Source organism: Streptomyces sp. NPDC015125 (assembly GCF_043080045.1).
GTDB lineage: Bacteria > Actinomycetota > Actinomycetes > Streptomycetales > Streptomycetaceae > Streptomyces.
Genome location: NZ_JBIBVF010000005.1, coordinates 230,191 through 256,403, shown reverse-complemented (window position 1 = coordinate 256,403; position 26,213 = coordinate 230,191). Strand labels below are relative to the sequence as shown.

Here is a 26,213-nt window from a genome sequence, read left to right as displayed (position 1 = left end):
CCATGTCTTTCAAGAAACGTGCCGTTGTCGCATTCGTCACCGCGGCCACCTTTTGCGTAACACTCGGAACCGCCACCTCGGCGGTGGCCGCGCCGGGATACGAGCATATGGGTACGTGCACTGGCGACTACCAGCTCGTGAGCGTCTTCCACAATGCCCTCTGGCACTACAGGATCGAGTATTCGATTCGTGGCGGAAGCAACGACCACGCCGAGTGGTTCGAAAATTCGCTGGCCGTTCCGTTCCATGATTCCGGTGAGTTCAACACCTGGGGCGACGTGCTCATTCTCCCTACTCCTTCCGCATGGGTCTACATGAAATGTGCCAAGGGTGCCGAAATCTACTCCCGGGACTCGGTCAATCACGTCTGAGCAGTATCCGTGAATGATCTCTGGTCTGTCCGGACAGCGACGGGTTGTCTTTCGTATCGCTCTTCCTCGCTGTGTGCATCACAGCACCCCCTCCGGGCCCAGGTCCCGGACGGATCACGCGAGATCGGGTGACCGACCGCATCGGCACCGCACATCGAAAAGGAGTACTCATGAGGAAGCGCACTCGCATCAGAGCCCTGCTCACCACCGCGGCGGTGGGGACCGGCATCCTGCTGGGCACGGCGGCACCTGCCCAGGCGGCCGACACGGAGGGAAAGTGCACCGGCGGCTGGGCCTACGCCGGCGATTACCACAATCTCGCGTGGGCGTACTTCGCCACCGCATCTTCGTCCGACGACAAGGCCGAATGGTCCTACATCTCCTTGGCTGCTCCGTTCTACCAGCAGGGAAAACTGGTAGGAGCAACGCACATAATTTTCCCGCCCACCCCGGCCGCCACGCTTTCGGTGAAGTGCGCGGTCGGTGAGACGTTCTTCGTTCAGAATCTCTGAACTTCCGGAAGCGGGCGCCGTGCTGAGCGCCCGGCTGAAACGAGCAAGCTCGCCCGGCCGGGCCCGAGGGGGCGGTCCTTCTTACGGAGGGCCGCCCCCTCGGGGCAGGGAGGCTCCCCCTGCGGGCGCTGGCGGACCCGTCGGGTGCGACGCCGTAAGCAGCCAAGGCCCAACGGCCTGACGTGGGGATGACCTCCCCCAAGCCGTCGAAATCCGCGACGGCTACCCCCCGAGTCCCGCCGATCAGCCGCACGTATGCAGGAGGCGGTCCCGAGGCGTGACAAGCGCCGACCACCTGTTTGTGAAGTCGGCGGCCACGAGATGGTTACCAGCCCGGGGGAGCGGGCTCGCTTCGCCTGCACCCGTCCCGGTGGGGAACCGGTCGGCTCTGTCGTCGACATTATCCGCGAACCGGCGGGGCCCACTGCGCGTGCACTTGAAGGCGCAGTGGCCCCCCGGCGTGGGTTGAGAAATGGCCCCCCGGCGTGGGATGAGAAAGTGGAGCCGGGCTGAAGAAGGCGTGACCGGGCCAGCTGACCCGCCTGGCTGCCCAGGGCCAAGGCCCGTGGACGTCGGGGACACGGACATCTACGAGGACCGGACGGACCGAACGAATGCGAGGGCCGCGAAGGCTCGGCGCTCTGCGTCGAGGACGGCGGTGAGCCGGCTCTGCAGACGGCGTCCGGAACGGAGGTTACGGGCGCGGTCGTACCGCTCCCGTTCCTCGTCGCGCCCGCCCTCGTCGCCCTCTTCCTCCTCCTCGTCGCTAGAGATGGTGGCGTGGGGTGGGTATTCGCCGGTGGCGAGGGCGATGGCGGCGTCACGCTCGGCCTCGATGTCCTCTTCGTCCTTGGAATCCCGGTCGAGCCAGATGGTGAGCGATTCCACCTCGTTCACCGCGGCGCCGAGCGGAAGGACGGGGCTGCCTGGCGGCAGAGGCCACCGGCAGTTCGCACAGAACCGCTCCACGGCTTCGCCGAGCGGGATGTCGATCCGGTCCACGGAGGCGGCTGACCGCAGCGTGCGGCACTCGGGGCTCCCGTGGAGCCTTCCCTTTCCCTTTCCCTTGCCCGTTGCTGAGACGTGGCAGGTGACGAGGGCATCCCGGGTCGGTCCCAGGGGAACCTCGGGCGTGAAGATGGAACCGGGCATGACGTGACGGAGCTCACCGTTAGGCGAGGACATGTCGGCAGGCTATGCGCAGGCACTGACAGTCCGCCGGGTAATCGGTCCCATCATCCCTGCGGTGCGTAGACGCACCAGGCCAGGCACGCGGCCGCCAGCACGACGGCCTCGGGGGCCAGTTCGGGACCATGCGATGGAAGCGGTGGTGCACGAAGCACCGAAGGCGGGGTGCTCACTGTTCGCTCCGCATTACGCGGTGGTCCTCCGGTCGGCCCGTGCCCGCCCGCTTTGCGCCTGTCGTTCGTTCCGCACTCGCGGGGACCACTTGCCTTCCAACGTGGTGACGCGGCAGGCGACGACGGGAACAGCCCACCCGTGCGGGATTCCTTGTTTGCGGGCGGCCAAAGGGCAGGCAGCGTCCGGCCGGCCCGGCTGAGAGGACTCGTTCGGCCGGTGCGGCCCGCGCCGGAACGACGGGACGGGCTCAGGTGTTTTCGGCCATGACATCGTCCAGCCAGTCGTACACACGGGCGAAAGCCAGGCGCTGGGCGCCGGCCTGGCAGTGCGCGTCCGCGCCCAGTGCGCCGGTGAACTCCAGCAGAGTCTTCGGGCAGGTCAGGTGCTTGTGGAGCAGTTCGGGCTGGCCCTCGAAGAACACGTCGTCCGAGGCCGAGCAGACCAGGGTGGGGCAGGTGATCTTCTGGGCGATGCCGTCGCGCAGGTGGTATTCGAGGAAGGTGCTGAAGACCCCGCGCGGGGTCTCGGCGCCCATGACGTACATGCCCTGGTCGACGAGCCAGCGAATCTTGGGGCTGGCGGCGATGGCCGCCTCCACGGCGGCGTCGAGCTCGGGGTCGTGGTCGGCGCGCAGCCTCCATTCGGCCTCGGCGCGGTCGAGGGACAGGGCGCCGGCGGCCATGTCGCCCAGGTCGTAGACGCCGTCGAGGGCGATGACGGCGGCGAGTCGGTGATCGAAGGCCGCGGCACGCGGTGCGAGCAGGCCGCCCATGCTGTTGCCCAGTAGGGCTATCCGGGCGGGATCGACCTCGGGACGGGTGAGGGCGTGGTCGAGGACGGGGCCGACCACGTTCTCCCAGTCGGGACGGAACACCAGGCCGTGGTGGTGGCGGGTACCCGGCTGGCCGGGGCCGTCGAAGGACAGGACGTGGTAGCCGCGCTCGACGGCCGCGGCGGCGCCGCCGAAGTGCATTTCCTCGGCCGTACCGTCGAATCCGTTGAACATGACTACGGTCGGCCGGGCGGTGCCCGAGTCGTCGGCGCGGTACAGGTACCCCGGCAGCGTGGTGTCCTCGTAAGGGATCTCCACCGGCTCGACAACCGGGGTGAACAGTGCGGCTGCCTGGCGGAAACACCTCACCGACGCGTCGTATGCGTGCAGGATGCGCGGGTCCGTGGCGTCGCCGTGCAGGAAGAACTCGGCGCTTCGGTAGTAGTTCGACGCCCGCAGGAAGGCGTCGCGGGCGCTGACGCGGTGCCCGCCGGCCAGGGCCGTACGTCCCTCATCGGCCACCCGGTCGGCGGTGGCGAGCCACTCGTCGTGCCAGCTGTCGTAGTCGTCGACGGTGATCCGTTCGGTGGTCACCACGACCTCGCCGAAGTCGGCGCCGCCGTAGGCGATGTGGCCGAAGGACCGCAGCGTCTCGAACCAGAACGAAGGGTTGTGCGGGAAGAACAGGGACTTCATCGAAACTCCTAAAGCAGTGATTGACTGCGTTAGCGAGACTGTAGGAGCGCCGAGATGAAAAACGCAAGTGGCGGCTGCGTTAAGGTGAGGGCATGGAGAAGGAAAGGGAGCCGGTCCGCCGGCCCGGTGGCCGTGCGGCCCGGGTCCGCGCGACAGTGCATCAGGCAGTCGCGGACCTGGTCGGCGATCGCGGCTACGGGAACTTCACGGTCGGCGATGTCGCCGCCCGTGCGGGCGTGGCCGACTCCAGCGTCTACCGTCGCTGGGGAAACCTGGAAGCCCTCCTCTCGGACGTGGCCGCCACCCGGCTCGCCGCCACTTCCCCCGTCCCTGACACCGGTAGCCTGGAGGGCGACCTACGCACCTACGCGGCCACCGCCGCCCGCGACGTCGCCGGACCGGACGGGACGGCGATACTGCGCCTGGCCATCTCGCTGTCCAACTCGGGACAGCCGGGCCTGGAGGCCCGCGACGCGTTCCTCGCCGAACGCACCCGTCAACTGCAGGTCATGCTCGACCGGGCCCGCGACCGAGGCGAACACCCGCCAGATGTCCTCCAGGTGCTCGACCTCATCCTGTCCCCGCTGTACCTCCGCATCCTGTTCGGAACGGGCCCGCTCACCCCCGCCTACGTCGACGAACTGGTCGATCGCCTGCTCATCCTCCGCACCGCCACCGGAGGATGAGACCCCGACGCAAACCACCGGTCCGCTCGCACCCCCGGTGCACCGCCGGGAACTGCCCGTCCAGTCGCCGCAGGACTCGGCCCGGCCCTCCCGGCCGCCGCCGAGCCGGCCCGTACTCGCGGGCCTCGTTCCCCTGCAAACCAACAAGTCCGGCCCCGGCCCAGCGGTCCGAGAGCACACCCCCCACATCTTCAGCGAACTTCTGACCTCACCGACCTCGCCCCGAAGTACGGCGACGACTGGATCACCGGGGCCACCCACGCCGCTCTGCTCCGGATCGTGCAGACTCGCCCGCGTTGCGACCGCGCACCCAAGACCGCTACGAACGCTGCATCAAGGACGGCAAGTCCCGACGTGACATCGCCGGTTACCTCAGCCTGTATTCGCCGCAGTGCACGAAACCCAGATGTCCTCCCGAGCCTGACCGACGACTGGGACACACATCCCCGGGCCAGGGAAAGCAATCGGCGAAGAAGACCCGGTGCGAAGGATTCCGACGGTCTACTACTCATCCGTGCAACTCTGCTGCACTGCCGAGGTGATCGATTCCCCGCAGGTTGAACTCGACGTGCTCCGCAACCGGATACGGCGCATCGAACCGGACAGCGAGCTCGCCGACCCTTCCGTACGCAGCCACCGGCTGCGGGAAATCCGCGCACTGCGCCTGACGATCAGCGAGGTCACCGGAGAGTGCAAGTTCGGGGGCAACGTGGACGAGGCACCGCACGGCAGTAGCCACCCGGCTGCCGGCCCGGAATGAGCCACGGGGCAGAGCAGCATGTGAGCATCTGCTGCACAGGCCGACTAAAGCGTGGCGCTGTTCTACTGTACGAAGGTCGTCGGCCGCTGGGCCGACGAGGCTGATCCCAAGCTCGCGCCAGCCCGGATCGCGGCTGAACGGATCGTGGGCGAACTTCAGGCCCGTTGACGACGCGAGTGGTCGCGCAGCAGCTTCCGGTACTGGCGCACTGTCGCCTCGTTGGCATTGCGGTGCAGTGCGTCGACCAGCTCACGCAGGTGTTCTGCGTCGTCCGAGCCCACCGCGACCGAGGCGACAGGGGGCAGGAGGTAGGCGGCGCGGAACGCGGCCTGCACCCGCGAGGCTCCGCGGTGCTCAGGCTGCAGGAACATACGGGCATCTGTGACTCAGTTCACAGTAGATCCAGAACCTGCGCGCCGCACCGGGCGTCTGGCTGGTGTGAGATCACGCAGGAGAGCACTGGACGAACTGGACGAGGAACGCCTTGTCCGGCTGGTGGCCAGAGGTGACCGCGGGGCGTTCGACGAGTTGTACCGGCGCACCTCGCCGTGGCTGGCGGTGCGGTTGCGCCGCCGCTGCGCGGACGAGCAGATCGTCGCCGAGGTCATGCAGGAGACCTATCTGGCGGTGTGGCGCGCGGCCGGCGCGTTCGCCGGGAGCGCGGTCGGCGGGACGGCCGTCGGGTGGCTGTGGACGATCGCGGCGCGTCGCCTCGTCGACGCGTTCCGGCGCCGTGCCCACCACGCCGAACCGCCGGTCGCCGCCGCCGAGCGGGCGGTGGTGCCCGCGGCGGAGGAAGAGGCACTCGCCGGGACCGTCGGCGGCGACGTCGGCGACGCCCTGCGGCGGCTGGCGCCGGAACTCCGAGAAGTGCTACGGGCCACAGTGCTCGACGGGCTCTCCATCCGGGAGACCGCCGTCCTGCTCAGACTGCCCGAAGGCACGGTCAAGACCCGCGCCCGCCGGGCCCGGATCGCGATGCGGGAGGCGCTGACATGAGCGGGGAACACGCGTCGAGGCAGTTGATCGACGACTACGCACGTGGTGACGCGACGATGGCCCCGGACACGGTATGGGCGTTGGAGGCCCATCTGGAGACCTGCGCGTTGTGCCGGAGCCACCTGGCGGCCTGTGTGGCCACCGAGGCGCCCGGCATCGCCGCGCTCGTCGACACCGTCCGGGCCGGTCTGGAACCGCAGTTGGACGCGGCCGTCAGGGCGCCCTCGCGGCGACACCGCCCGAGGGGGGTCGCTGCCTGGCTGACGCCGGTCATGGCCCCGTGGTTGGTCATGACCGTCCTCGTCACCCTGATGGCGCTGCTGCTGGACGCAGTGGCGCGGCCCATGTTCCTCGGCGGCGTCTCTCCCGTGTTGGCGATCGCACCCGTGCTGCCGCTGTGCGGTGTCGCCGCATCGTGGTCGCGCGGCCTGGACCCGGCGCACGAACTGACGGCCTCGACCGCCCGAGCCGGCCTGCCCCTGCTCCTCCGGCGCACCGCGGCGGTTCTCCTGGTGGTCCTGCCCGCGCTCGTGGTGGAGGGATGGCTGACCGGAACGATGTCGGCCGCGCAGTGGCTGCTGCCCTCCCTGGCCTTCACCTCCACCGCCCTGGCGCTGGGCAGCGTGGTCGGCGTGACCCGCGCCGCCACCGGGCTGGTGGGCGCCTGGGGCGTCGTCGTGGTACTCGCGTGGGCCACCGACCACGGCCCCGTGGACCTGGAGCGTGTCCTACAGCCGGACCAACTGCCCGCGTGGACGCTGTTCTTGGCGCTCGGCATCGGCGCCGTGATCGCCCGCAGAAATGCGTACTCAACGCTGTGAAACCATCGTCGACCCTCGCAAGGGACTACCGCATGACGCCCACCACGAGCGCAGCCGACACCGCGCCGAAAACCTACGCCTGGCAGATCCGGGCCAGTGACCTAAGAGTACGCGTCGGACGGAAGAAGATGGCCGTCGACGGGCTCGACCTCTCCCTGGGCATCGGCACCCACGGCCTCCTGGGGCCCAACGGTGCGGGAAAGACCACCCTGATCCGGACGCTGGCCACCGTGCTGCGCCCCACCGAGGGCGAACTGGAGCTGCTCGGCACCTCCCTGGGCAGGATGGTCGACCACCGGGCCCTGCGTCGCCGGATCGGCTACCTGCCGCAGGAATTCGGCTACTACAAGCGCTTCACGGTGCGCGAGTTCGTCGAGTACATGGCCTGGTTGAAGGAGGTCCCGAAGGCGGACGTCCCCGCGGCCGTCCAGCGGGCCGTGGAACGGGTGGGCCTGGCGGACCGCGCCGACCATCGGATGAAGACCCTGTCCGGCGGCATGGTGCGGCGGGCCGGCATCGCCCAGGCCATCGTCAACGACCCCGCGGTGCTGCTGCTGGACGAGCCGACGGCCGGCCTGGACCCGGCGCAGCGACTGCGCTTTCGCGAGCTGCTCCAGGAACTGGGCCGCGACACCTGTGTGGTCGTCTCCACCCACCTGGTCGAGGACGTCGCGGCCGCCTGCTCCGACGTGGTGCTCTTCGCCGACGGCCGCCTCGTCTTCCAGGGCACGCCGGAGGACCTGGCCGCGGCGGGCAGCACCGATTTCCCGGGCGACAGCCCCCTGGAGCGCGGCTACTCGGCGCTGCTCCGCAACTCCGGGCAGCGGGGAGGCGCCTGGTGACCGGACGTGTTCTGCGCATCGAGCTGAAGCGCTCCGTCGCCCCGTGGCCCGGCATCGTCGTCCTGGGCGGCAGCCTGGCGATCTTCTGTCTGTACGACGGGCTCTGGTGGAGGGGCACCGCGGGGTGGACGGCCCAGTGGACCTCCATGGCCCTGTGGACCCGGTCCCTGCTGACCTTCTTGTGGCCGCTCGCGGTGGGCACGGGAGCGGTGTACGGGCTGCGCGAACCCCGCTCGCGGATGGCCGAACTGCTGACGACCGTGCCGCGACCGGCCTGGCGCCGTGCGGCGCTGCCGGCCGGTGCGATGGCGCTCGCGCTGGCGTCGGGCTTCGGCCTCCTGGTCCTCGTGGGCGGGGTCCAGGTGGCCCTCGGCCGGACCACCTACACGCCGCTCGATTGGCTGCCGATCTCACTCGTGGCGGCGCTGGCCCTCGTCGCGGGGGCCGTGTTCGGCATGGGCGTCGCGCGAGCCCTGCCCTCCGTGCTCACCCCGCCGGGCCTGGTCTTGTTCTTCCTCATGCTGACGGCCCTTCTACAGCAGAACAGTGACGAGACACTGCCGTCGAGCATCGCGCCGAACCGGCTCGCCCAGCTGCTCCCGGTGACCGCGGAGCCGCGGGAGATGCTGCTGACCCTGTCCGGCTCCGTGCACCTCGGTCAGACGCTCTGGCTGCTCGGCCTGCTCGCCACCGGCTTCGCACTGCTGTCGGCCGTGACCCGCCGGGCCCGGCTGCTCGCGGTGATCCCCGTCCTGGCCGGTGCGGCCCTGGCCCTGCTGGTCCTCCCGGCCGCTGCACGCGACACCTACGTCGTCGACAAGGCCGCCGCCGCCCTGGTCTGCGACGGACCGGTGTGCGTGACGCAGGCAAACCGCTCACGCCTGCCCGAGCTCGCACGGCGCGGCAAGGAGGCGCTGCGCGTGCTGCACGAGGTCCTGGGCGACAAGGCGCCGAACGCGGTGCGGGAGGACACCAGGCTGCGCGCGATCGCCGACAAACGCGAACCCTCCGGCGACGTGGTGCTGGTCGACTTCGACGACCGGCTGCTCGCCGATGCGACAGGTGAGAAACTGACCCGCGCGCTGATCGCCCAGGGGCTGGCACCCAGCTGTTACGGGAACGACGACTGGGAGGGCGGGGGGCAAGGCAACCTCCCTGTCCAGAGCGTCGCCGTGAGCTGGGCCCTGCACGATTCCCGGCTCCAACCGCTGGCGGAGAGGGGCAGCGACGCGTACTTGCGCACGATCTGGCCGGACGCCGACGTCGCCTGGCAGAGGCTGACGGCGCTGTCACCGGCCGAGCAGCGCTCGCGGATCGCCGAACTGCACACCGCCGGCCTCTCCTGCGCGGCGGACCACCAGCTTGCGGTGCTGGCGGGGAAGGCGACGCGATGAGGTGGCTGATCCTGCACGCCCGTTCACGGCAGGTGCCCGCCTCGGCCGCCGCGGTCGCGCTCGTCGCGCTGGCGGTGTGGGCCCTCCACGGCCCAGGACCGGTGGATCAGGCGATGGCGGTCCTGGTCCTCACCGCGAACGTGGCGGCCGCTTCCGTCGGGCTCGGTGGGTGGGACGTCGTGCTGGAGAGGACGGCCGCGATCCGGTGGGTGCCCCGCCGGGCGGCGCACGTGCTGCTGGCCGGCGCGTGCGCCGGTGCGGCGCTGTTGACGGTCCAGGCGGCGGGAGTGCAGCTCGCCCCCGCCGAGGTCGTCGTCCGGGACAGTGCGGGCCTGGTCGGCCTGGCCGCGCTCGGGGCGGCGCTGTGCGGGGCACGGTTCGCATGGACCCTGCCGACCGGCTGGCTCGCGTTCACCCTCTTCGGACCGTCTCCGGGCGGCACCGCGGGAGACGTGGTCATGTGGATGATCTATTCCCCTGCCACGACGGCGTCCACCGGGACCGCGTGGGCCCTGTTCGCGAGCGGCACCGTGGTGTACGCCATCGCAGGACCAAGACGGTAACGGACACGCCCCGCGCCGAGCGCTTCAGCCGGCGAAGCTCGCCGGCTGAAGCGCTCAGTCACCGCGACGACGCCCGGGCACCGCGCAACCGCCGCCCCGGGTCAGGGGCGGCGGGTCCGTGCCCGTGCCTCAGGCGTGCTGCGGAATCTCGTCCTTCAGTGCCGCCCTGATCTGCTCCCGCAGCTCCGGGCTGTCCGTGTGGCCGTGGACGGAGACGGCGTGCTCGCCGGCGGCGCGGACCACTTCCTCCTCCTCGCCGGCGATGACGAGGTGCAGGTCATCTCGCTCGGGTAGTCCCGGCAGTCGACCTTCTTCCGCACGGTGCACCTCCTCCTCTCCCAGTGTCGGCCGGTCGCGGCCCCGGTCGTATACGGCGAATCCCGTATGGCGCGGGGCGGCGTACTTACGGGCGCAGCCACTTCGGCCTGCTGCGGCAGTTCACCCTGGCCGACTCCCACCACCGCAGCCACCCCGCGCAGACCCGGGCTCTGCATGCCTACCTGCGCTGGCGCAACGCCAACGCCCGCCACCCCGACGTGCTCGCCGCCCAGCGCAAGGAACGCGCCTGCATCCGCAGCGAGAAAGGTATCCGCTGGGGAGGTCGACCGCTTCCAGCAGCAGCTTGAACAGACAGGTACTTCACATATGAGTTCGAGGCGGTCTTCCTCGTCCCATTGCTCTCCGACCTCGACGAAGTCAAGTCCAGAAATCGTGGCCAGGGATGCCGTGTTGTCAGGACTGATCGTCACCCGCACGGTCCTGACTCGGGCTTCTGCAACGGCCCGACGTACCAATGCGCTCAGCATCGCTCTAGCGTAGCCCTGACGACGGTAGACGGGGATCACCGAATAGCCGAGCTCCACCATGCCCGCCTCATCCGGCGGCCCATGGAACCCGGCATAGCCCACGACGGCACCTGCCGGCCCGGCTACCACGATCTGCGTGAGCCACCCCGCGCAACCCGGGCCCGAGGTCAGCTGATTGACCCGGTACTGCCACACCCACCTTGCCGTGTCGGTGACGAAGTACTCGGTGAGAGCGACACCTGCTTCGGCACTGGCTTGAGCCAGATCGTCCTTCAGTAAGGCGATCATGGTCGTGCTCGACAACTCAACAAATCGCACGGACTCCCCCCTCGTGGAGGCTGGGGTCCGGCGCTCGGATTTGTCTGACACAGCTGAAATCTTCGTGGCGCGTCCAGGAGGTGTCCAACGGCTTTCGCAGCGGCTAATGCATACCCCGGCCAGATTGCGGCCCCGTCCCATCGACCTTAGCCGCGCCCCGGTGAACCTTCCCGGTCAGAGCACCAGGCGTGTACGGACGAAGGGGCCCCCTTCACCGCCCGTGCGGTGAAGGGGGCCCCGGTCTTGCTCGGGCGCAGTGTTACCTGATGCGCACGTAGAATTCGTCGTTTTCTCCCTCGCCCAGGGATTCGTCCCAGTTCTTGTTGCCGTTCTTGAGGATCTTGTCCATCTTGAGCGGCTCGTTGGCGAAGTTGGGCTTCCGCCCTTCGGCGCGGGCCTTCTTGGCTTCCGTGCGGATGGCATCGAGCTTGTCCTTGTCGATGCCGACCTTGATGTGGATGCCGTTGGGGGCGTCCTTGATGCCGGTGGTGGTCTGCTCGGCCGGTGCCGGCTTGGCCTCGGGTGCGCTGTCAGAAGCGGCTGCGGTGGTGGGGATGATGAAGGCTCCGGCGACGAGGGCCGCGAGCGGACTTCGGCGCGTGGTATACCTCGCAACGACACGCGTTGGTTCTTCCCCCTTGTGTTTGCCGGGGTTCCGGTCGGGCCTGGTTTCCCCCGCGGCCCCGGTGTTCGGCTAACAGCTCATCGAGCGTTCCCGATCTCCACCATGACCTCAAGATGGTTTTAGGCCCCGGGTCAGAAGACGCCGCCGGTCCAGGGGCCCTCGAAGTCGGCTGCAGTGAGGGTGACTCCGGTCAGGACACGTACGGCGAGGATGAGGCAGCCTTCGGGCTCTTCGGTGTCGGCTTCACCGGTGGGCTCGCAGTCGTCGGAGGCGTCGAAGCCGACGGCGGTGAGGGAGCGGACGACGCGGTGGGCGGTGTCGACGTTGCCGGAGGGGCCGTCGAAGTAGCGACCGGACAGTTCGAGGCGGCCGAGGATGGCGCCGTTGTGGGCGATGGTGGCCGTCCTCGTGTCGGGGTCGCGGTAGGCGCTGATGGCGGTGCGGCCGTCGGCGGCGAGGGTGCGCAGGACATCGTTAGCGAAGCCGATCGAGCTTTCGAATTCGATGGTGAGGGTCCAGCCGCCGGGCATTTCGCGGCCGAGGATGAAGGCGCCGTCGCCCTGGTGCTCTTGGAGGAAGTCTGCGGCTTGGTTCAGGCCCTCGGGGCAGGGGACGGGGTTGGCGACGCCCATGAGATGGAGGGTTTCGGTGAGTGGGTGGGGGGCGAGGGTTACGCACCAGCCTTCGCCGAACATCTCGTCCAGGTCCACGGTGTGGGGCTTTTCTACGCGGGTTCGTTGGTCAGTGTGCCCAGGTGGTGTGGGGCTGCTATCTGCTGGGGTTTCGATAGCGAATCTCTGCGTTCCTCAAGTGGTGTTGCTGGCGGTCTGGTTGTCAGTGGTGGTCCATAGGCTGGTCGGGCGAGTCATCAGCAGGGGCTTCGGTTCGAACGTGCCCCCACCTCGCAGCAGGGGATGAAGGCGCAGCAGGAGGTGGAGAAGACCTACGGCATCACCGGAGACGATCCGACCAAGGTTCCTGGTCTGTGACGTCGCTGGAGAAGGAATGGCGGGCCGTCCATCCCGAGCGCTACCCGTGGTTCGCTGAAGGCAAGCTGTCCTCCCGCATCCTGAAAGAAGCCTGCCGGGTGTGGCCGTGGCCGCCTTGCTGCGGGCCGAATCGTCCGCCATGTCAGGGCACGGTGAGGACGATTTTGCCGCGCGCGTGGCCGGTGGCGCTGACGTCATGAGCTGTGGCGGCCTCCTTCAGCGGGAACACGGCGTGCAGCGGGACGGTGAGGCGGCCGTGGTCGGCGAGGTCGGCCGCCAGCGGCAGTCCTGCCCAGCCCGGCGACTCGCCGGCTTCGGAGCGGAGGTACCGCACTCCGTGCCGGTAGGCGTCGAAGTCTGCGATGGTCACCACGCGGTGCGGGTCGCCGGCGATGGCCACCAGTTCGGCAAGAGAGCCCTTACCGGCCGCGTCCAGAACCACATCGACACCGTGCGGAGCCAGTGAGGCAAGGCGATCGGCCAGCTCCGCCCCGTAGGCGACCGGTACGACGCCGAGCTGGTCGAGGAAGCCGTGGTTGCCTTCGCTCGCGGTGCCGATCACGGTGAGGCCGCGGGCCCGGGCGAGTTGCGCGGTGATGGTGCCGACGCCTCCGGCGGCGCCCTCGATCAGCAACGTCATGCCGTCGCAGGCTCCCAGGGCCTCCAGTACGCGCGTGGCTGTGTCGATGTTGCCTGCGGCGCCGCCCGCTTCTTCGAAGGACCACGAGCGCGGCTTGGGTGCCCATGCCTCCAGCACGGCGTACTGGGCCGCGGCGCCTCCCTGATCCACGAAGGGGACGAGGCCGAAGACCGCGTCGCCCGCGGCGGTGCCGGTCACCCCCTCTCCCACCTCGTCGACAATTCCCGCGGCATCCATCCCGGGTATGTGGGGGAAGTCCACGGTGGCGATGTCCCGCAGCATCCCTGCGCGCAGGTACCAGTCAGCAGGGGTGACTCCGGTGGCACGCACCGTGATGCGGACCTGACCTGGCCCGGCGTGTGGCTCTTCGACCTCCTCGACGCCAAGGACCTCGGAACCGCCATAGCGGTGGTACTGCACAGCAAACACGGACAACAACCTCCGTACACATGCACGTCGTTCAGCAAGAGAACTCGTAGCCGCTCACCTCTGCGGCAGAGCGGTGACCGCGGGGCACCGCGGCACCAAGTCACGCTAACCCGCTAAACGGTCGACCCCTTCCGTTTGTGATTAAGTGGGAGACATGCCTGGCCAACTGTCTCGGAACTCGCCCCCCTCCGCCTCCGGCCCGCCCGCCCCCGGACAGAGAGCCGACGCCCGGCACAACCGCGCCCGGCTCCTCCAGGCCGCCCGCGAGGCGTACGCCCTCAACGGCACCGACGTATCTTCCAGCGCAATCGCCCGCAGAGCGGGCGTGGGCGCCGCCACTCTCTACCGGCACTTCCCGACACGCGGCTCGCTGATCGCCGCTGCGTTCTCCGAACAACTCAGCCAGTGCGTCGCAGCCCTCGACGAGGCCCTTCAGGACGACGATCCCTGGCGCGGACTTCGCAACGTCCTCACCAAGGTGTGCATGATGCAGGCCCAGGACCGCGGGTTCAGCGCCGCGTTCCTCTCCCAATTCCCCGACGCGCCCGACGTCGATCGTGAGCGTGCCCGCGCCGAGGCATGCCTCGCCCAGCTGGTACAGCGTGCGAAGGACACCGGACAACTGCGCAACGACTTCGACCCCAGCGACGTCACCCTCCTGCTCCTGGCCAACAACGGCGTCGCGCGAGAGTCCCCGGCGGCCTCCATGGCCGCATCCCGCCGCCTGCTCGCCTACTTCCTCCAGTCCTGCCTGCCGACGGACGGCACACCCCTGCCCCAGCCCGCGCCACTCCGCCTTGACGACCTCTACAAGCCACCGCATCGAACGGGGTGACCGCCAGCGTCCGCCAGGGGGCACGCGCCCTGACGTGGATGTTCCTCAGACTCCACCACCGGCGCTGCCGTCATTTCTGCTCGACATCTCAGAGCCTCATGATCGCCAACCGCCTCCGAAGACCGTCGACACACGCGCTGGTCGAAGCGTGCGACGACTTCGCCCAGTACGACTCTTGTCAGCGCGCAGAGGTGGCGACGATCGTGGATCTCGACGGCCTCGCCGTCATGGTCATGAATTGCCCGCTCATTGACACGGAGGGACGGATGACCGAGGAATCGGGGCAGGTCGTTGCCGACGTCGAGGCCCGACTGCGGGCGATGGAACCGAAGGGTGAGTTCCGTACCTCGGCTTCGAGACTGGTGGCGCGGCCGAGCCGCAACGGGGCTTGCGCTGAGCGATCAGGGCGACCTCGGCGGATGTCGATCGCCAGTGGCTACCGATGTCTGGCACAGACAACGTGCAAAGGCGCCCGATCGTAAGAGAAGGCACCAAGGCAGCCTTGCTGTCAGAGGAGGAAGTCCGGGCACTCTTCGCCAAAACCTGCGAGACGGGCTGCCATAAGTCGTGATCCCTACGCACGCTCAGTCCGTGGCATGCTGCTCAACTCCTAGCATGCCGTGGCCGGTCCGACAGACAGACAGACAGACAGGCCGAGGCGGAGCTGATCGCGGAGGTTACCGCGCTTCGCGGAACGCTCCCCTTCGCCAACCGCAACCGGGCTCGTCGATCTGAGGAACCGTAAACGCTGGAACGCCTCCGGCCTGGTCGCCGAAGTGGCCTCCGGCCGACTGGCATTCGTCGCCATCGACGCCGAAGGCGCACCTCGCCACCGCGCGCAGCTGCTCCCAGTCGATTTCGGGGTGGTCGGGGACGAGCGCGTCGACGGACGCTGTGGTGTAGAGGGCGACGGCCCCGGCCCGGCTGGTGCCGATGCGGACCTCGATTGACTGGGGAGAGCGGACCCAGCCGAGCCGCACCATGTGGTCGAAGTCGGCACGGCGCACCCGCCATCGTGTGGCGGCCTGCTCGGGTCCGATCGGGGTATCCGCGGCGACCAGGGCCGCCAGGTCCTGCCGCTGGCAGACCTCCGCGACCTGGTCGGGGTGGTGCAGCGTCCCGCCGGGGTTCGCGCTCAGGTCGACCAGCAGGCCGCGGTCGACGCCAGACCTCGTCGACTTCGCTTGCCGCCCGATCACCACCGGTGGCCGGGCACGCGATCCTCGGTGCATGCGGGCCCAGTTGCTGCGGCATCCGACGCACTGTCAGGCTGGATTCTCCTCGAGATTGGCGACAAGCCTTCTCAGCAGGTCCACAAGGAGATCGATTTCTTCGGCGCTGAAGCCTCGCAAAGCCTGATCGTTGGTCTCGAACAACGCCGAGCGCACTTGTGCGAGGTTCGCCAGTCCGGTCTCGGTCAGTGAGATCAGGCTGACCCGTCGATCATGCTCGGCGGGGGTGCGCCGGATGAGGCCGTCACGGTCCATCCGGGCGAGCAGCTGGGCCATGGACGGCTGCTCGATCCGGGCCAGCCCCGCCAATTCCTTCTGGGAGAGCGCGTCGGCCTTGCTCAGTGCCGCCAGTACGGGCATCTGCGCGAAAGTCAACCCCAGCGGCTGCAGTCGCCGGTCGTTGAGCCGAGACAGCGCACGCGAGGCGATGTTGATCAACGCGGCGGGCGCGGAGCCGAAGCTGGAGTGCATCACGCGTCAAGTGTATAGGCCCCTATTGACCAACTACATAGGCGCCTATACAGTCTGATACATAGGACCCTATGTAGTCGGGGTGTCAAACAAGGAGATGTCCGTGATCATTCGCAACGTGACCGTCATCGACGGGCAGGAGGCCGCCCCCATCGCCGATGCCGAAGTGGTGGTGACCGACGGACGGTTCAGCGCCATCCGGCCGGCGGTCGACGCGCGGGCAGCGACCGGTGGCGCTCCCGTGCTCGACGGGCGGGGTGGCTACCTGGTGCCGGGCCTGTGGGAGAGCCACACTCATCTGGGTGGACACGCCTACTCCAAGCCCGAGAACGAGCGGGCGAAGTACGTCTCCCAGCTACTCACCGACTTCCTGAATGCCGGGGTGACCAGCGTCGTCGACCTCGGCGGTCCACTGGAGATCGAGCTCGCCGCCCGCGACTACTGCGACAAGGCCACCGACGCCGCTGCCGGGTTGTTCTTCGCCGGGCCGGTGTTCACCGGTGTGGAGGGCTGGCCGGTCCTGGACGATCCGGCACGGGCCCCCATCGCCTACCAGACCGACAATGCCGACGTCGCCTATCGTCAAGCACTGGAGCTGGCCGATCAGGTCGACTTCATCAAGTGCATCTACGACGGCGAGCCCGGCGCCCCGGACAAGCTGCCCCTCGACGCCCTCAAAGCCATCGTCGCGGCCGGGCACGAGAAGGGCAAGAAGGTACTCGTGCATGTCCACGAACGCATCGATCTGGAGGAGGCGGTGGCGTCCGGCGCGGACGGCATCGAACACGCTTTCCTGCCGCAGGACCCCGGTAGTACCGCAGAGGCCCGCGACGTCGCCGCACTACTGGCGGAGACCAACACCTATTACTGCCCCACCCTGGTCACCTGGGAGCAGATCGCGCACAACGGCGCGGCCGGCTATTTGCAACAGTTGGTCGATGATGGTTTCGCCACGCACGACGACATCCCGCAGATCACCAGCCGCCCGATCTACGGGCGCCAGTTCCCCCGGCATTCCGCGCAGGACTCCCACATCCGTTTCGACTATGCGATGCGCACGCTGGCGCTGATGCACGACGCGGGAGTGAAGATCACCGCGGGCAGCGACGTGGCCATCCTGATGCCCTCGCCACCCATCGCCCTGCTGCGAGAACTGCAATTGCTGGCAAAGGCAGGCCTGCCGCTGCCCGCGGTCCTGGCGGCCGGTACCCGGCATTCGGCCGAGAAGATCGGTCAGCAGGCGACGACACCGGGGACGATCACCGTCGGATCCACTGCCGATGCACTGTTGCTCGATGCCGACCCCTACGTGGACATCGCGCACCTGGTCGACCGTTCCCACCACATCGGGACGTTGCGGGCTGGGCGGCCAAGCTGGGATGAGAGCCACCCCCGAGCCTGACACGGGCCGATAGCCGCGCCTTCTGGTCGCGATGGCGGCGAAGACGGATCCGGCGAAGTTGGCGCGTCAGGCCCGGGATCTGATCGAGGAGTTCAACCGCGTGGTGCTGGACGATGCGAAGGACCTGCCGGCGCCCGCTGTGTCGGACGCCGTCCAGGCGCTGAAGTCGTTGGTCGACCGGCTTCCCGAAGGACCTTTCGCACCCGGCGTCGGCCCTGCTCCGGCCTGGCTCCGGTGTTTGCCGGAGTAGGAGACCATGCCTGCGTAGCGTGGATTACGGAGCATTTTGGCGACCATGGTGGAGGGCCAGGTGCGAGCAGCGGGAGGCTGTATCCCTTCGACGTTGAAGGATTTGGCGAGGCTGTAGGCCGATTCCCCCGACATGAAGTCCTGGAAGATCCGGACGACGGCATCGGCCTCGTTCGGGACCAGCTGCCCTTTGCGCTCGCCTTTGCGGACCCAGCCATATGCGATGCGGCCCTGGGCGAGTCCGTTCTGGGCGGCGGAGAGGTGTTGGCGGGCGACGCGGCGGGCGGTGTCCTCGGAGGACTTGAGCGCCATCACGCATCTCATGCGAGCCATGTGGCGGTCGCTGTCGTTGATGAGGTTCATGCGGCCGCCGGTGGCTCCGGTGACCGGGTGCTTGACGTACTCGACGTTGTCGATGAGGTCTTCGAGGTCCCGGGGCTGGTGCACCGGCCGGCCGAGGTCGTAGAAGATCAGGCCGTCGACACCGTTGGCCAGGTCGGCCAGGTCGGCCAGGTCGGCCAGGAGCTGGCGGAACTCAGGGCGCAGGACGGTCCAGTCGATGGAGCCGTCCGGCTTGACGACCTTGCGCTTCTTGAAGGCCGAGGTGTCGTTTTCTCGGTAGATCTTGGCGAAGGGGCCCCATTGCAGTCGGGCCCGGGTGTCTTGGGCGTCTTCGAGCTGGCGGTCGACGCCGGCTTCGAGGTCGAAGCGGTCGGAGGAGATGCGCAGGTAGGCACCTGGGCGTTTGGGTGCGTATGCCGGCAGGTGTGGTCGTGGAGGTTGAGGGTGACTTGTCCGCCGCGGGCATGGGCGGGGACCTCGAAGTCCTCCCAGACGGTGGGGGCTGCTGTGGGCACGGTGTCGGCTCCTGGTGCTCGGGTGGCTCCGATACCGGGCACTTTCCGCCGAACTCAGGGGTTTGGTGATTTTGTGGATCCGCTGTACGGTCCGGGGCCACGCACCTGGATACTGATCAGCATGCGCACTGACTTCGATCCCGCTGCCATGTCCCGCAACGAGTTCTACAAGCTGCTGACCGCGGTCGTCGTGCCGCGGCCCATCGCTTGGGTGTCGACCATGTCGGCGGACGGGACGCACAACCTCGCACCCCATTCCTTCTTCACGATCGCCAGCGTTGCGCCGCCCGTTGTGCAGTTCAGCTCCGTCGGACGCAAGGACACCCTGCGCAATATTGAGGCGACCGGGGAGTTCGTCGTCAACCTTGCGCCGGAGGGGTACTTCGAGCAGGTCAACGACACGGGCACCGACTTCCCGCACGGGGTGAGCGAGTTCGAGGCGGCAGGGATCGATGTCGAGCCGAGCCTGCGAGTCAAGCCTCGGCGGGTGGCGGCCTCGCCGGTGGCGCTGGAGTGCGAGGTGCACAGCACGCTGGGCATCGGAGATTCCACCGTTGTGTTCGGGCGTGTGGTGCATGCGGCCGTCTCGCAGGACGTGCTGGTCGACGGGCATCCCGAGATCGCCCGGCTGAAGCCCCTGTCGCGACTGGGCAAGGACGAATGGGGCACGGTCGGCGGGGTGCGGGAGATCTCCCGTATCCGGCATGCGGACTGGCAGGGGCCCGCCGGCGCACGCTAAGGGCCGGGGAGCGCGGGGGACGACCCAGGAGGGAACGGGGCGGGGGAGCCCCGCAGGAGCGGGGGAGGGGAGTGGCTCGGGGGCGGGCATTGCGTACGCGGGGGGTTGGAACCCCTATCCCTACCCTTTGCGTACGGTCGGTGTCCGTGTGATCGCCCAGCGGTACGAGGCGTCATGCCGAGGGCTGGCGATGGTGCTGTCGCCGGTGATGGGGCCGGTGATTCAGGCGGGTGGCCAGGTGGCCAGCTGGTGGTCGAGCGGTGGTTCAGGGACGGGAGGGCCGGCGGGCGGCGGAGCCGCGGATCTGCAGGCCGTCGAGGAGTTCCCGGGTCGCGGCGGCCACGGCGTCCACGGCCTGGTCGAACACCTCGCGGTTGTGTGCGGCCGGGGCGCGGAATCCGGAGACCTTGCGGACGTACTGCAAGGCAGCGGCCCGGACGTCCTCGTCGGTGACCTCGGGGGTGATGGGCGGACGGAGCGTCTTGATGCTGCGGCACATGAGTCCAGTCTGCCTCGCGGTGCGGCGGTTATCCGTCGAGTCCGGTCACCCGCATGGTGATGTTGAGGCGCCCGGCACTCAGGCCGGACGCGGGGTCGCCGGTGCCCGGCCTGACCTTCGGCACCCCGTGGTACGCGAAGCGGGACGGGCCCCCGAAGACGAAGAGATCACCGGAGGCCAGCTCGATGTCGGTGTACGGCTTGGTGCGCGTCTCGGTATTGCCGAACCGGAAGACGCAGGTGTCGCCGATGCTGAGGGAGACCACCGGCGCGCCGGAGCGCTCTTCCTTGTCCTGGTGCATGCCGAGCTTCGCCTGGCCGTCATAGAAGTTGATCAGTGCGGTATCCGGCGTGTAACCGTTGCCCGCGGCGGCGTCCTGATACGCCTCGATCAGTGCCCGGCGGCCCAACTCGACCAGCCAGTCAGGGAATTCGGCCACTCGGACGCCATTCACGTCATCGGCCGTACGGGTGTACGCGTACGGCTGCCAGTGCCAGCCGATGCACACGGTCTGCACGGACATCACCCCGCCGCGCGGCAGCTTGGTGTGCCGGATCGGGGCCGGGCCGCGCGCCCAGTCGCGACAGGCGGTGACGAGCTCGCGTTGCTGGGTCATGGTCAGCCAGCCGGGGACATGGACGGCGCCGGGGGCGATCCGCCTGGCATGCCCGCCGGGCCCGTCAGTCCCACCACGTCCTCTGGGGTCCGCAGGTTCTGGTTCTCCGAAGCCCTCGAAGCCGGGAAGTGGCGCGCTCATGTACTCCTGCCTTGCCTCATCGCTCGCTGATTACAGCGTGCCACGGGGAGGAGCCGTCGGCCGTCGGGCCGGTGGCCGGTGGGTGCCCCAGCGGTGGTGACCCAGCCGCGGTCGATGGTCCAGGTGCTGCCGTCGGCGGCGGCACCGCGCATGCCCTGCAGGGTCGCCGGGCCGGCCAGGGCGGGTACGCGGGAGTCCCCGAGAGCCGCGAAGCCGTAGGTGCGCGCCGGGTCCCAGCCGGTGCTGTGACGCAGCCGGCGGCTCATCTGGGCCCAGCCGAGCGGCGCGGCGGCCACCACCCAGGCGTCCGGCTCCTCGGCCGTGAACCGACGCGCTGCCCGGAGCCAGGACGCGGCGGATTCCGGCCAGTCGACCGCGGTGAGCACCGGCAGCCTCCCGAGGGCACGCCAGGCTTCGGCGAACGCCGCCGCTGCCGACCGCGACGCGGTGTCCCGGCTGTGCCCGACGACCACCGTGGCGATACGAGCCGCGGGCGTGGTCAACAGATTGAGCAGGGCGGCAAGTTCGGCGTCGCAGTGCGGGGCGGGGGCGGGGAGTTCGGCGTATGCGGCCGCCTCCGCAGGGGAAATGAGGGGAGAAGTCATGATCTAAGGGATGCCAGGTGAGGCCGGGCTCAGATGAGCGTCGGCTGGAGGGCGCCCTCGTGCGTGAGCAGCGCGGTTTTGCGTTCGACCCCCGCCGCGTAGCCGCGCATCGAGCCATCCGCGCCGATCACACGATGACAAGGGCGCAGGATCAGCAGGGGATTCGCGCCGATCGCCGCCCCCAGGGCCGGTACGTCGGCCCGCGGTACGCCGAGGTCCTCGGCGAGTCGGCCATAGGTGGTCGTGGTGCCGTACGGGATGGTTTCGAGGGCCTGCCAGACGCGCTCCTGGAATTCCGTACCGGTGGTGCGGAACTCGAGATCGAAGCGGAAGAGCTCGCCGGCGAAGTAGGCGCGGAGCCGGCGGACGACCTCGGTGAAGGGGCGGGGGTCGCGGCGCCAGTGCGGCTGCACGGTGGCGGCGCCCCGCTGCTGAGGCATGGAGAGGGAGGCCAGAGCGGTGCCGCCGGGCGCGGTGGACGATTCTTCGCCGACGAGCAGTAGCTCGCCCAGGGGGCTGTCGAGGGTGGTGCACCTGGTGGTGGCGGTGGACGCCGCGGGGGAGTTCATGGCGCTCCTCGGTCGTGTGTATTGCTTTCACTTCCCGAGTGTGCGGGGTCGCCCGCGCCATGGCTGGCGGAAATCGGACGTCACGATTGCGCCGCGGTCAGCCACAGCCGTCGGCTGCAGCCCACCAGTCACCCATCGATACCCACGATCACCCATCCCCCATCCCCCATCACCCACAGGCCACCGGCGATCGTTCGCCATCCCTACCGCACACCGGCCACCGGCTACCGGCCACCGGCCACCGGCGTGTCGCCCCCGCCGTACACGAAGAGAGTTGAGGCCGTAGCCGTAGCCTCGATGCTCAGGGGTGGTAGTGCTCGACGACCTTCGTCGCGACGCCGCCCTCGATGATGACCCGGACGTTGAGGGAGTTCATCTTTGCAGCCTCCTCCAACTGCGCTTCGGTGCAGGGGGAGGTTCCGTAACTCTCTGCGTCGATAGTGACATTGCCGTTCGATGCGCACATGGCAGCAGCCCCCAAGGCCTTGGTTTGCGCACCGACGAAGAACGCCTGCTCGCTTCCGGAGGCCGGGGCCACGGTCAGCTTGCCGGGGGCCACGTACTTGAGGACGCCGTTCCAGGTGCCGCTGACGCCCTTGCCATGGGGCGCAGATCCGGTACCGGCCGCCGAGCCCGAGCCCGAGCCGGTACCACTCGTGCTGCCTGTGCCGCTGCTGCCGCTCGTCCCGCTGTCGTGACTGGCCTTGCCGCCACCTGCCCCGGAGCCGTCGTCGTTGCTCTTCCCGGCGTCAGATGTCTTCGGGCTCGGTGCCGACTTGTCCTTGGTCCCCGGTTCGGCCGCTGCGTTGCCGAGTGCTGCTGCCTCTTTGGCCAGATCCTCGGGATTGGGCCTCGACGAGACCTTGGTGCTCGCCTTCGTGTCGTCACCGCCGCTGCCGCAGGCGGTCAACGAGAGCGCAGCAAGGGCGACCAGCGAAGCGGCAGCGATCCGGCGCCCACGGTGTAAAGCGGAGCCTACGGTGGTGAGGGACGTGGACGTGACGGTGCCGTTGGCGTCTGCGTCGCCCTCGGAGGCCTTGTTCCAGGACATGAGTCCTCTTTCTGCGCGTTGCTTTCGGCCATGGGCTTTGGCGGACATGGCGTGGGTGCCGCCTTCGTCAGCGGGACGCGCTCCAGCGTGGTGCCGGCCGCTGCCGATCTACTAACGCACCACTAACGCAGCCTTGGCATCCGCTTGTTCACCGGCAACCGCCCTTCGGGCGGCGTCACGGACAGCTGCTGCCCAGGGGAAGCCAGAAGCCAACGAGCCAGGAGGCAGAAGTCAGGAACCAGGAACGAGGAACCAGGAACCAGGAACCAGGGACCAGGAACGAGGAACCAGGGACCAGGAAGGCCGGGCACAGGCCGTCGCATTGGCCGTGGGTGGGGCTACGCAGCCTCGACGACCTCCGAGCGCACCGCCAGTGTCCAGATCTCCAGCAGCACCGCATACTCCGCCATGTCCTGAGCCGACCACGCCATACCGCGACGGGCGCGTACGAATCGCCGGATCGATTCATTCGCCTCGGAAGCAGGAACGGGCGTACCCGTAGGGGCAGAAGGAGTTGGGGACATATGAGCCATGCTAGGGGCAGACACTGACAACGCAGACCCGCGCGCGACGCACCCCCGCCCGCAGTGGGTGCCCCGGCCGTTGCCTCTCAGCCATCTCAACTTCCTGACCAGCAAGGACAGTCGGCGTTTCCCTCCGCCCTCGCTTCCTGTATGTGTCCCTTCCCACACGCTCTGCGGTCGCCCTGGTTACGAAGGAAGCCCGTACTCCTGCTCCAGGCCGGCACCATTCAACAGGCCCAACAGGCCCAACAGGCCCAACAGGCCCAACAGGCCCAACAGGCCCAACAGGCCCAACAGGCCCAACAGGCCCAACAGGCCCAACAGGCCGACAGCTCCCTCCTTCAATGAAGGAAGAGGCAGAACGGATGCCCCGCCGGGTCAAAAAGCACCCGAACATCGTCCTGCGGCTGGCATTCGGCGCGTGACGCACCCGCTGCCACGGCATACGCCTCGGCCTCTGCAAGGTCATCGACCCGGATGTCGAGATGCAGCATCTTCTGCTGCTCCTGGGGCCGTTCCGGCCATACGGGGGCCCGATACCCAGGCTCGGACTGGAACGAGATCCCCATGCCTCCGTCCGGGCGCCTGAGCAGCACCCAGTCCGGTTCACTGGATTTCACTTCCCAGTTGAGGAGTCGCTGATAGAACTCGGCAAGCGCATGGGCATCCGGGCAATCCAGAACCACCGTCGCAAGCGAAAACCAAGGCTTTCCCGCCACCCCTGCCCCCTTCGAGCCACCTGCACCTGCACCTGTCCGTACGGCTCGGCCCTGTGTTCGTGGCCTGCCCAGGCCGACGAGGATCGCACCGTGGCCGGGCGGGCGCTACCCCGATCGGGTGAGGTCTGAAGTCCGTCGCCGTGGTTGGTGCCGTGGCCACATCCTCGGCGTCGCCGCATGCGCAAGCCGTCGCCGCCCCACCGTTCCCGGGCGAGGTGGCTGTCCCCGTCCTCCCCGTTGACTCCGCCGGACCCGCCGTTGTCAGTGGTGCCCCCTACCGTGGCTCTCGTAACTATCCGAGCTGCTGGCGCTTCTCGGACCTGCCCCGCTCCCGTGACAGCGCACGGGAGCGGGGCCCACGCATCCGGTCGGCCTCGGCCTCGGCCTCGCGTGGGGCGCGACGCCGCTGGTACGACCTTGATCTCAAGCCCGGATGGCGAGGTCAGATGTGCCGGCGCATGGATTCCCAAGGATTCCACTCCGCAAGGATTCCACTCCGCAAGGATTCCGTCCCGCATGGATTGCGTCCCGCTGGATTCCGCTCCGCGTGGATTCCGTCCCGCACGCCGACATGGGTTCCGGTCATCTCGGTGTCCTCCTCAGGCGCGCCGGGCGGGTGTGGGTGACGATGGAAGGGCCGAGGTGCAGCGGCGGTGGGGGAGCGACGCCCGGAGCACCTGCCGAGTCGTGTCGGGAGGCCCCGATGGATTACGCGGAATGCTATGAGCTGGTATTTCAAGCACCTGCCGTCGAGGATGACGTGGTGATTGTGCGTCGTACCGAGCGCGCAGGAGCGGGCGGCTATCCGGTCTACGAGGACGAGTCGGGGATCGTACGCGCGGAGATCAGTGACCGGGGTGAAGTCCGCATGCTGGCCAGCGGGGGGCATCAGATGCTCAAGACGCCGCTCCTGGCGCGACCCCTGACTCCATGAGGTTTGAGGGATTTCGCCCGGCTGATGTCCCCGGGCACACGTTCGCAGGGCGAGGGATATCACGCTATGTGTGTATGTGATTGCGCTCCGCGCCGTTCCGGGTAGAGGGCCCGGACCCTTCCGGTCAGGGGGCTCGCGGGGCGTGCCCGGTAGAGCCTGCCTGGCACGGAGAAGCCTGGCGCGGAGGAGGAGGCCGGGTGGGGACGACAGCGTGGGCGCCGCCCGGTGCTTCGTCTGGGCGGTGGGCGGTGGGCGGTGGGGAGCCGTCAGTCTGAGGGGGTACGCCGGTCCGGTGTCCGGTCGAGGAGGTGCGTGACCCTGTCCGCGACGATCGCCGGCTGCTCGGCCTGGATGAAGTGCCCCGAGTCGACCTCTTCGAAGCGCCCGTCCGGCAGCGTCTCGGTCCAGCGTCGTTGGTGTTCGGCGATGACGGCGTGCTGCTGTTCCCGGCCCTTCACGGGACGGGATGCCGAGAGCAGGACCGTCGGACAGGTCGGGGAGCCGGGCGGCTCGGCGCGGAACCGGGGGATGGCCGCGGCTGCGGCTTTGAACTCCTTCCTCGTCTGCGCGATGCCGGCCGGGACGAAGCCCTCGGCGAGCATGGTCGCGTAGGTGTCCGCGGGGAAGACGCGGCGGACGTTTCCGCTGACCAGGCGGGCCAGTGGGCGGAACCGGACCAGCGCCTGTGCCACGCCCATGACGCGGTCGACGTTGGCAACGGTCCGGTCGTACGTGTCGTAGACGGGCGCACGCTCCGGTGTCGGGTCGAGCAGCAACAGGCCCCGTGGTCGTGGTCCCAGGTTCTCCACGGCGCGACGGGCGACCAGCCCGCCCATGCTGTGCGCAACAAGAACCAGCGGGGCCCGCTCCGGTACCACCGCGTCGACCAGCGCGACCAGGTCGGCAGCCATGTCGTCGACTGTCAACTGCTGCGTGGTCCGGCTGCTGCGACCGAACCCGGCGCGGTCGTAGGTCACCAGCCGAGCCCGGTCGGCCAGCAGCGGCACCACCGCATCCCAGCAGGTCCGCCCCAAGCCCCCACCGGCCTCGAAGGCGACGAAGTCGGTGCCCCGGCCGGACTCCTCCACATGGACCGACCGCCCGTTCACGGACATCGCTCGCCCCGTCGTCTGCCTCATCTCAGCCCCTCCGCAGGCTAACGATTTCAATTTCGATAACGGTATC

General features: G+C 68.8%; 28 protein-coding genes and 3 pseudogenes. 14 read left to right on the top strand and 17 right to left on the bottom strand.

Translation table 11 applies throughout. The annotated features are described in order from the left end of the window. The first annotated feature begins 2 nt into the window (after window positions 1–2). Together ACF088_RS15400 and ACF088_RS15395 are read left to right on the top strand one after the other, a co-directional pair. Complete coding sequence (locus tag ACF088_RS15400) at window positions 3–371, top strand: hypothetical protein (protein ID WP_392376266.1); 369 nt, start codon at window positions 3–5, stop codon at window positions 369–371. Window positions 372–541: 170 nt separating this feature from the next. After that, window positions 542–883, top strand: a complete 342-nt coding sequence (locus tag ACF088_RS15395) for a hypothetical protein (protein ID WP_392376265.1) — start codon at window positions 542–544, stop codon at window positions 881–883. A 588-nt stretch (window positions 884–1,471) separates the two neighbouring features. On the opposite strand, the gene ACF088_RS15390 is transcribed toward ACF088_RS15395, so the two are convergent. Beyond that, window positions 1,472–2,068: a hypothetical protein gene (locus tag ACF088_RS15390; RefSeq protein ID WP_392376264.1), complete on the bottom strand. Its 597-nt coding sequence runs from the start codon at window positions 2,066–2,068 to the stop codon at window positions 1,472–1,474. A gap of 424 nt (window positions 2,069–2,492) precedes the next feature. Further along, the gene (locus tag ACF088_RS15385) at window positions 2,493–3,713 is read right to left on the bottom strand and encodes an alpha/beta hydrolase family protein (RefSeq protein WP_392376263.1); all 1,221 of its coding nucleotides are present in this window, start codon (window positions 3,711–3,713) and stop codon (window positions 2,493–2,495) included. A 92-nt stretch (window positions 3,714–3,805) separates the two neighbouring features. Here ACF088_RS15385 and ACF088_RS15380 point away from each other — a divergent pair, with 92 nt between their 5' ends. Then, entirely contained in the window at window positions 3,806–4,399 is a 594-nt protein-coding gene (locus ACF088_RS15380; RefSeq protein ID WP_392376262.1) for a TetR/AcrR family transcriptional regulator, read from the top strand. 481 nt (window positions 4,400–4,880) lie between these two features. Beyond that, window positions 4,881–5,159: an FMN-binding negative transcriptional regulator gene (locus tag ACF088_RS15375; protein WP_392376261.1), complete on the top strand. Its 279-nt coding sequence runs from the start codon at window positions 4,881–4,883 to the stop codon at window positions 5,157–5,159. A 155-nt stretch (window positions 5,160–5,314) separates the two neighbouring features. On the opposite strand, the gene ACF088_RS15370 is transcribed toward ACF088_RS15375, so the two are convergent. Then, window positions 5,315–5,530 (bottom strand): hypothetical protein, encoded by a 216-nt coding sequence (locus tag ACF088_RS15370; protein WP_392376260.1) that lies wholly within the window; start codon window positions 5,528–5,530, stop codon window positions 5,315–5,317. A 67-nt stretch (window positions 5,531–5,597) separates the two neighbouring features. On the opposite strand from ACF088_RS15370, the gene ACF088_RS15365 reads away from it, so the two are divergent. The 5 genes from ACF088_RS15365 to ACF088_RS15345 are packed head-to-tail and all read left to right on the top strand — an operon-like array spanning window position 5,598 to window position 9,778. Beyond that, on the top strand, window positions 5,598–6,158 hold the full coding sequence (locus ACF088_RS15365; RefSeq protein ID WP_026169289.1) for an RNA polymerase sigma factor: 561 nt from the start codon (window positions 5,598–5,600) through the stop codon (window positions 6,156–6,158). After that, on the top strand, window positions 6,155–6,979 hold the full coding sequence (locus tag ACF088_RS15360) for a zf-HC2 domain-containing protein (protein WP_392376259.1): 825 nt from the start codon (window positions 6,155–6,157) through the stop codon (window positions 6,977–6,979). Before ACF088_RS15365 ends, ACF088_RS15360 begins: the two co-directional genes overlap by 4 nt. A gap of 32 nt (window positions 6,980–7,011) precedes the next feature. Beyond that, a complete protein-coding gene (locus ACF088_RS15355; RefSeq protein WP_392376258.1) occupies window positions 7,012–7,821 on the top strand; it encodes an ABC transporter ATP-binding protein in 810 nt (269 codons plus the stop codon). Further along, window positions 7,818–9,215 carry a hypothetical protein gene (locus tag ACF088_RS15350; protein WP_392376257.1) on the top strand — a complete coding sequence of 466 codons (1,398 nt, stop codon included), beginning with the start codon at window positions 7,818–7,820 and terminating at the stop codon, window positions 9,213–9,215. Before ACF088_RS15355 ends, ACF088_RS15350 begins: the two co-directional genes overlap by 4 nt. After that, on the top strand, window positions 9,212–9,778 hold the full coding sequence (locus ACF088_RS15345; RefSeq protein ID WP_392376256.1) for a hypothetical protein: 567 nt from the start codon (window positions 9,212–9,214) through the stop codon (window positions 9,776–9,778). Before ACF088_RS15350 ends, ACF088_RS15345 begins: the two co-directional genes overlap by 4 nt. A gap of 129 nt (window positions 9,779–9,907) precedes the next feature. On the opposite strand, the pseudogene ACF088_RS15340 reads toward ACF088_RS15345, so the two are convergent. After that, window positions 9,908–10,098 (bottom strand): annotated as a pseudogene (locus ACF088_RS15340) (DUF1059 domain-containing protein). 93 nt (window positions 10,099–10,191) lie between these two features. Here ACF088_RS15340 and ACF088_RS15335 point away from each other — a divergent pair. Next, window positions 10,192–10,404 (top strand): annotated as a pseudogene (locus tag ACF088_RS15335) (IS630 family transposase); the annotation flags it as partial. Between the two features lie 3 nt (window positions 10,405–10,407). Here ACF088_RS15335 and ACF088_RS15330 read toward each other — a convergent pair. The 3 genes and pseudogenes from ACF088_RS15330 to ACF088_RS15320 all read right to left on the bottom strand — a co-directional run. Next, a pseudogene (locus tag ACF088_RS15330) lies at window positions 10,408–10,872 on the bottom strand (GNAT family N-acetyltransferase); the annotation flags it as partial. Window positions 10,873–11,658: 786 nt separating this feature from the next. Next, the gene (locus tag ACF088_RS15325; RefSeq protein WP_392376255.1) at window positions 11,659–12,237 is read right to left on the bottom strand and encodes a DUF6461 domain-containing protein; all 579 of its coding nucleotides are present in this window, start codon (window positions 12,235–12,237) and stop codon (window positions 11,659–11,661) included. A gap of 421 nt (window positions 12,238–12,658) precedes the next feature. Beyond that, window positions 12,659–13,585 carry an NADP-dependent oxidoreductase gene (locus tag ACF088_RS15320; RefSeq protein ID WP_392376254.1) on the bottom strand — a complete coding sequence of 309 codons (927 nt, stop codon included), beginning with the start codon at window positions 13,583–13,585 and terminating at the stop codon, window positions 12,659–12,661. A 154-nt stretch (window positions 13,586–13,739) separates the two neighbouring features. Here ACF088_RS15320 and ACF088_RS15315 point away from each other — a divergent pair, with 154 nt between their 5' ends. Beyond that, window positions 13,740–14,420: a TetR/AcrR family transcriptional regulator gene (locus tag ACF088_RS15315; protein WP_392376253.1), complete on the top strand. Its 681-nt coding sequence runs from the start codon at window positions 13,740–13,742 to the stop codon at window positions 14,418–14,420. A gap of 677 nt (window positions 14,421–15,097) precedes the next feature. On the opposite strand, the gene ACF088_RS15310 is transcribed toward ACF088_RS15315, so the two are convergent. Then, entirely contained in the window at window positions 15,098–15,652 is a 555-nt protein-coding gene (locus ACF088_RS15310; RefSeq protein ID WP_392376252.1) for a hypothetical protein, read from the bottom strand. A 33-nt stretch (window positions 15,653–15,685) separates the two neighbouring features. Next, window positions 15,686–16,123 carry a MarR family winged helix-turn-helix transcriptional regulator gene (locus tag ACF088_RS15305; protein WP_392376355.1) on the bottom strand — a complete coding sequence of 146 codons (438 nt, stop codon included), beginning with the start codon at window positions 16,121–16,123 and terminating at the stop codon, window positions 15,686–15,688. 103 nt (window positions 16,124–16,226) lie between these two features. Here ACF088_RS15305 and ACF088_RS15300 point away from each other — a divergent pair, with 103 nt between their 5' ends. Continuing rightward, a complete protein-coding gene (locus ACF088_RS15300) occupies window positions 16,227–17,525 on the top strand; it encodes an amidohydrolase family protein (protein WP_392376251.1) in 1,299 nt (432 codons plus the stop codon). Between the two features lie 66 nt (window positions 17,526–17,591). Here ACF088_RS15300 and ACF088_RS15295 read toward each other — a convergent pair whose 3' ends face one another. Then, on the bottom strand, window positions 17,592–18,221 hold the full coding sequence (locus tag ACF088_RS15295) for a recombinase family protein (RefSeq protein WP_392376250.1): 630 nt from the start codon (window positions 18,219–18,221) through the stop codon (window positions 17,592–17,594). Window positions 18,222–18,752: 531 nt separating this feature from the next. On the opposite strand from ACF088_RS15295, the gene ACF088_RS15290 reads away from it, so the two are divergent. After that, on the top strand, window positions 18,753–19,370 hold the full coding sequence (locus ACF088_RS15290) for a flavin reductase family protein (protein ID WP_392376249.1): 618 nt from the start codon (window positions 18,753–18,755) through the stop codon (window positions 19,368–19,370). Window positions 19,371–19,635: 265 nt separating this feature from the next. On the opposite strand, the gene ACF088_RS15285 is transcribed toward ACF088_RS15290, so the two are convergent. From ACF088_RS15285 to ACF088_RS15260, 6 genes are all read right to left on the bottom strand, one after another. Next, the gene (locus tag ACF088_RS15285; RefSeq protein WP_392376248.1) at window positions 19,636–19,869 is read right to left on the bottom strand and encodes a DUF2277 domain-containing protein; all 234 of its coding nucleotides are present in this window, start codon (window positions 19,867–19,869) and stop codon (window positions 19,636–19,638) included. A 28-nt stretch (window positions 19,870–19,897) separates the two neighbouring features. Then, a complete protein-coding gene (locus tag ACF088_RS15280; protein ID WP_392376247.1) occupies window positions 19,898–20,626 on the bottom strand; it encodes an alpha-ketoglutarate-dependent dioxygenase AlkB family protein in 729 nt (242 codons plus the stop codon). After that, complete coding sequence (locus ACF088_RS15275; RefSeq protein ID WP_392376246.1) at window positions 20,623–21,231, bottom strand: hypothetical protein; 609 nt, start codon at window positions 21,229–21,231, stop codon at window positions 20,623–20,625. Before ACF088_RS15275 ends, ACF088_RS15280 begins: the two co-directional genes overlap by 4 nt. Before the next feature lie 29 nt (window positions 21,232–21,260). Beyond that, complete coding sequence (locus tag ACF088_RS15270; protein ID WP_392376245.1) at window positions 21,261–21,800, bottom strand: methylated-DNA--[protein]-cysteine S-methyltransferase; 540 nt, start codon at window positions 21,798–21,800, stop codon at window positions 21,261–21,263. Between the two features lie 301 nt (window positions 21,801–22,101). After that, window positions 22,102–22,851: a hypothetical protein gene (locus tag ACF088_RS15265; protein WP_392376244.1), complete on the bottom strand. Its 750-nt coding sequence runs from the start codon at window positions 22,849–22,851 to the stop codon at window positions 22,102–22,104. 865 nt (window positions 22,852–23,716) lie between these two features. Then, window positions 23,717–24,094, bottom strand: coding sequence for a VOC family protein (locus ACF088_RS15260; RefSeq protein WP_392376243.1), 378 nt, complete (start codon window positions 24,092–24,094; stop codon window positions 23,717–23,719). Between the two features lie 703 nt (window positions 24,095–24,797). Here ACF088_RS15260 and ACF088_RS15255 point away from each other — a divergent pair. Next, window positions 24,798–25,028 (top strand): DUF6296 family protein, encoded by a 231-nt coding sequence (locus ACF088_RS15255; RefSeq protein WP_392376242.1) that lies wholly within the window; start codon window positions 24,798–24,800, stop codon window positions 25,026–25,028. Between the two features lie 266 nt (window positions 25,029–25,294). Here the strand turns inward: ACF088_RS15255 and ACF088_RS15250 are convergent, their stop codons facing one another. Next, window positions 25,295–26,167 carry an alpha/beta fold hydrolase gene (locus ACF088_RS15250; RefSeq protein ID WP_392376241.1) on the bottom strand — a complete coding sequence of 291 codons (873 nt, stop codon included), beginning with the start codon at window positions 26,165–26,167 and terminating at the stop codon, window positions 25,295–25,297. Window positions 26,168–26,213: the final 46 nt, after the last annotated feature.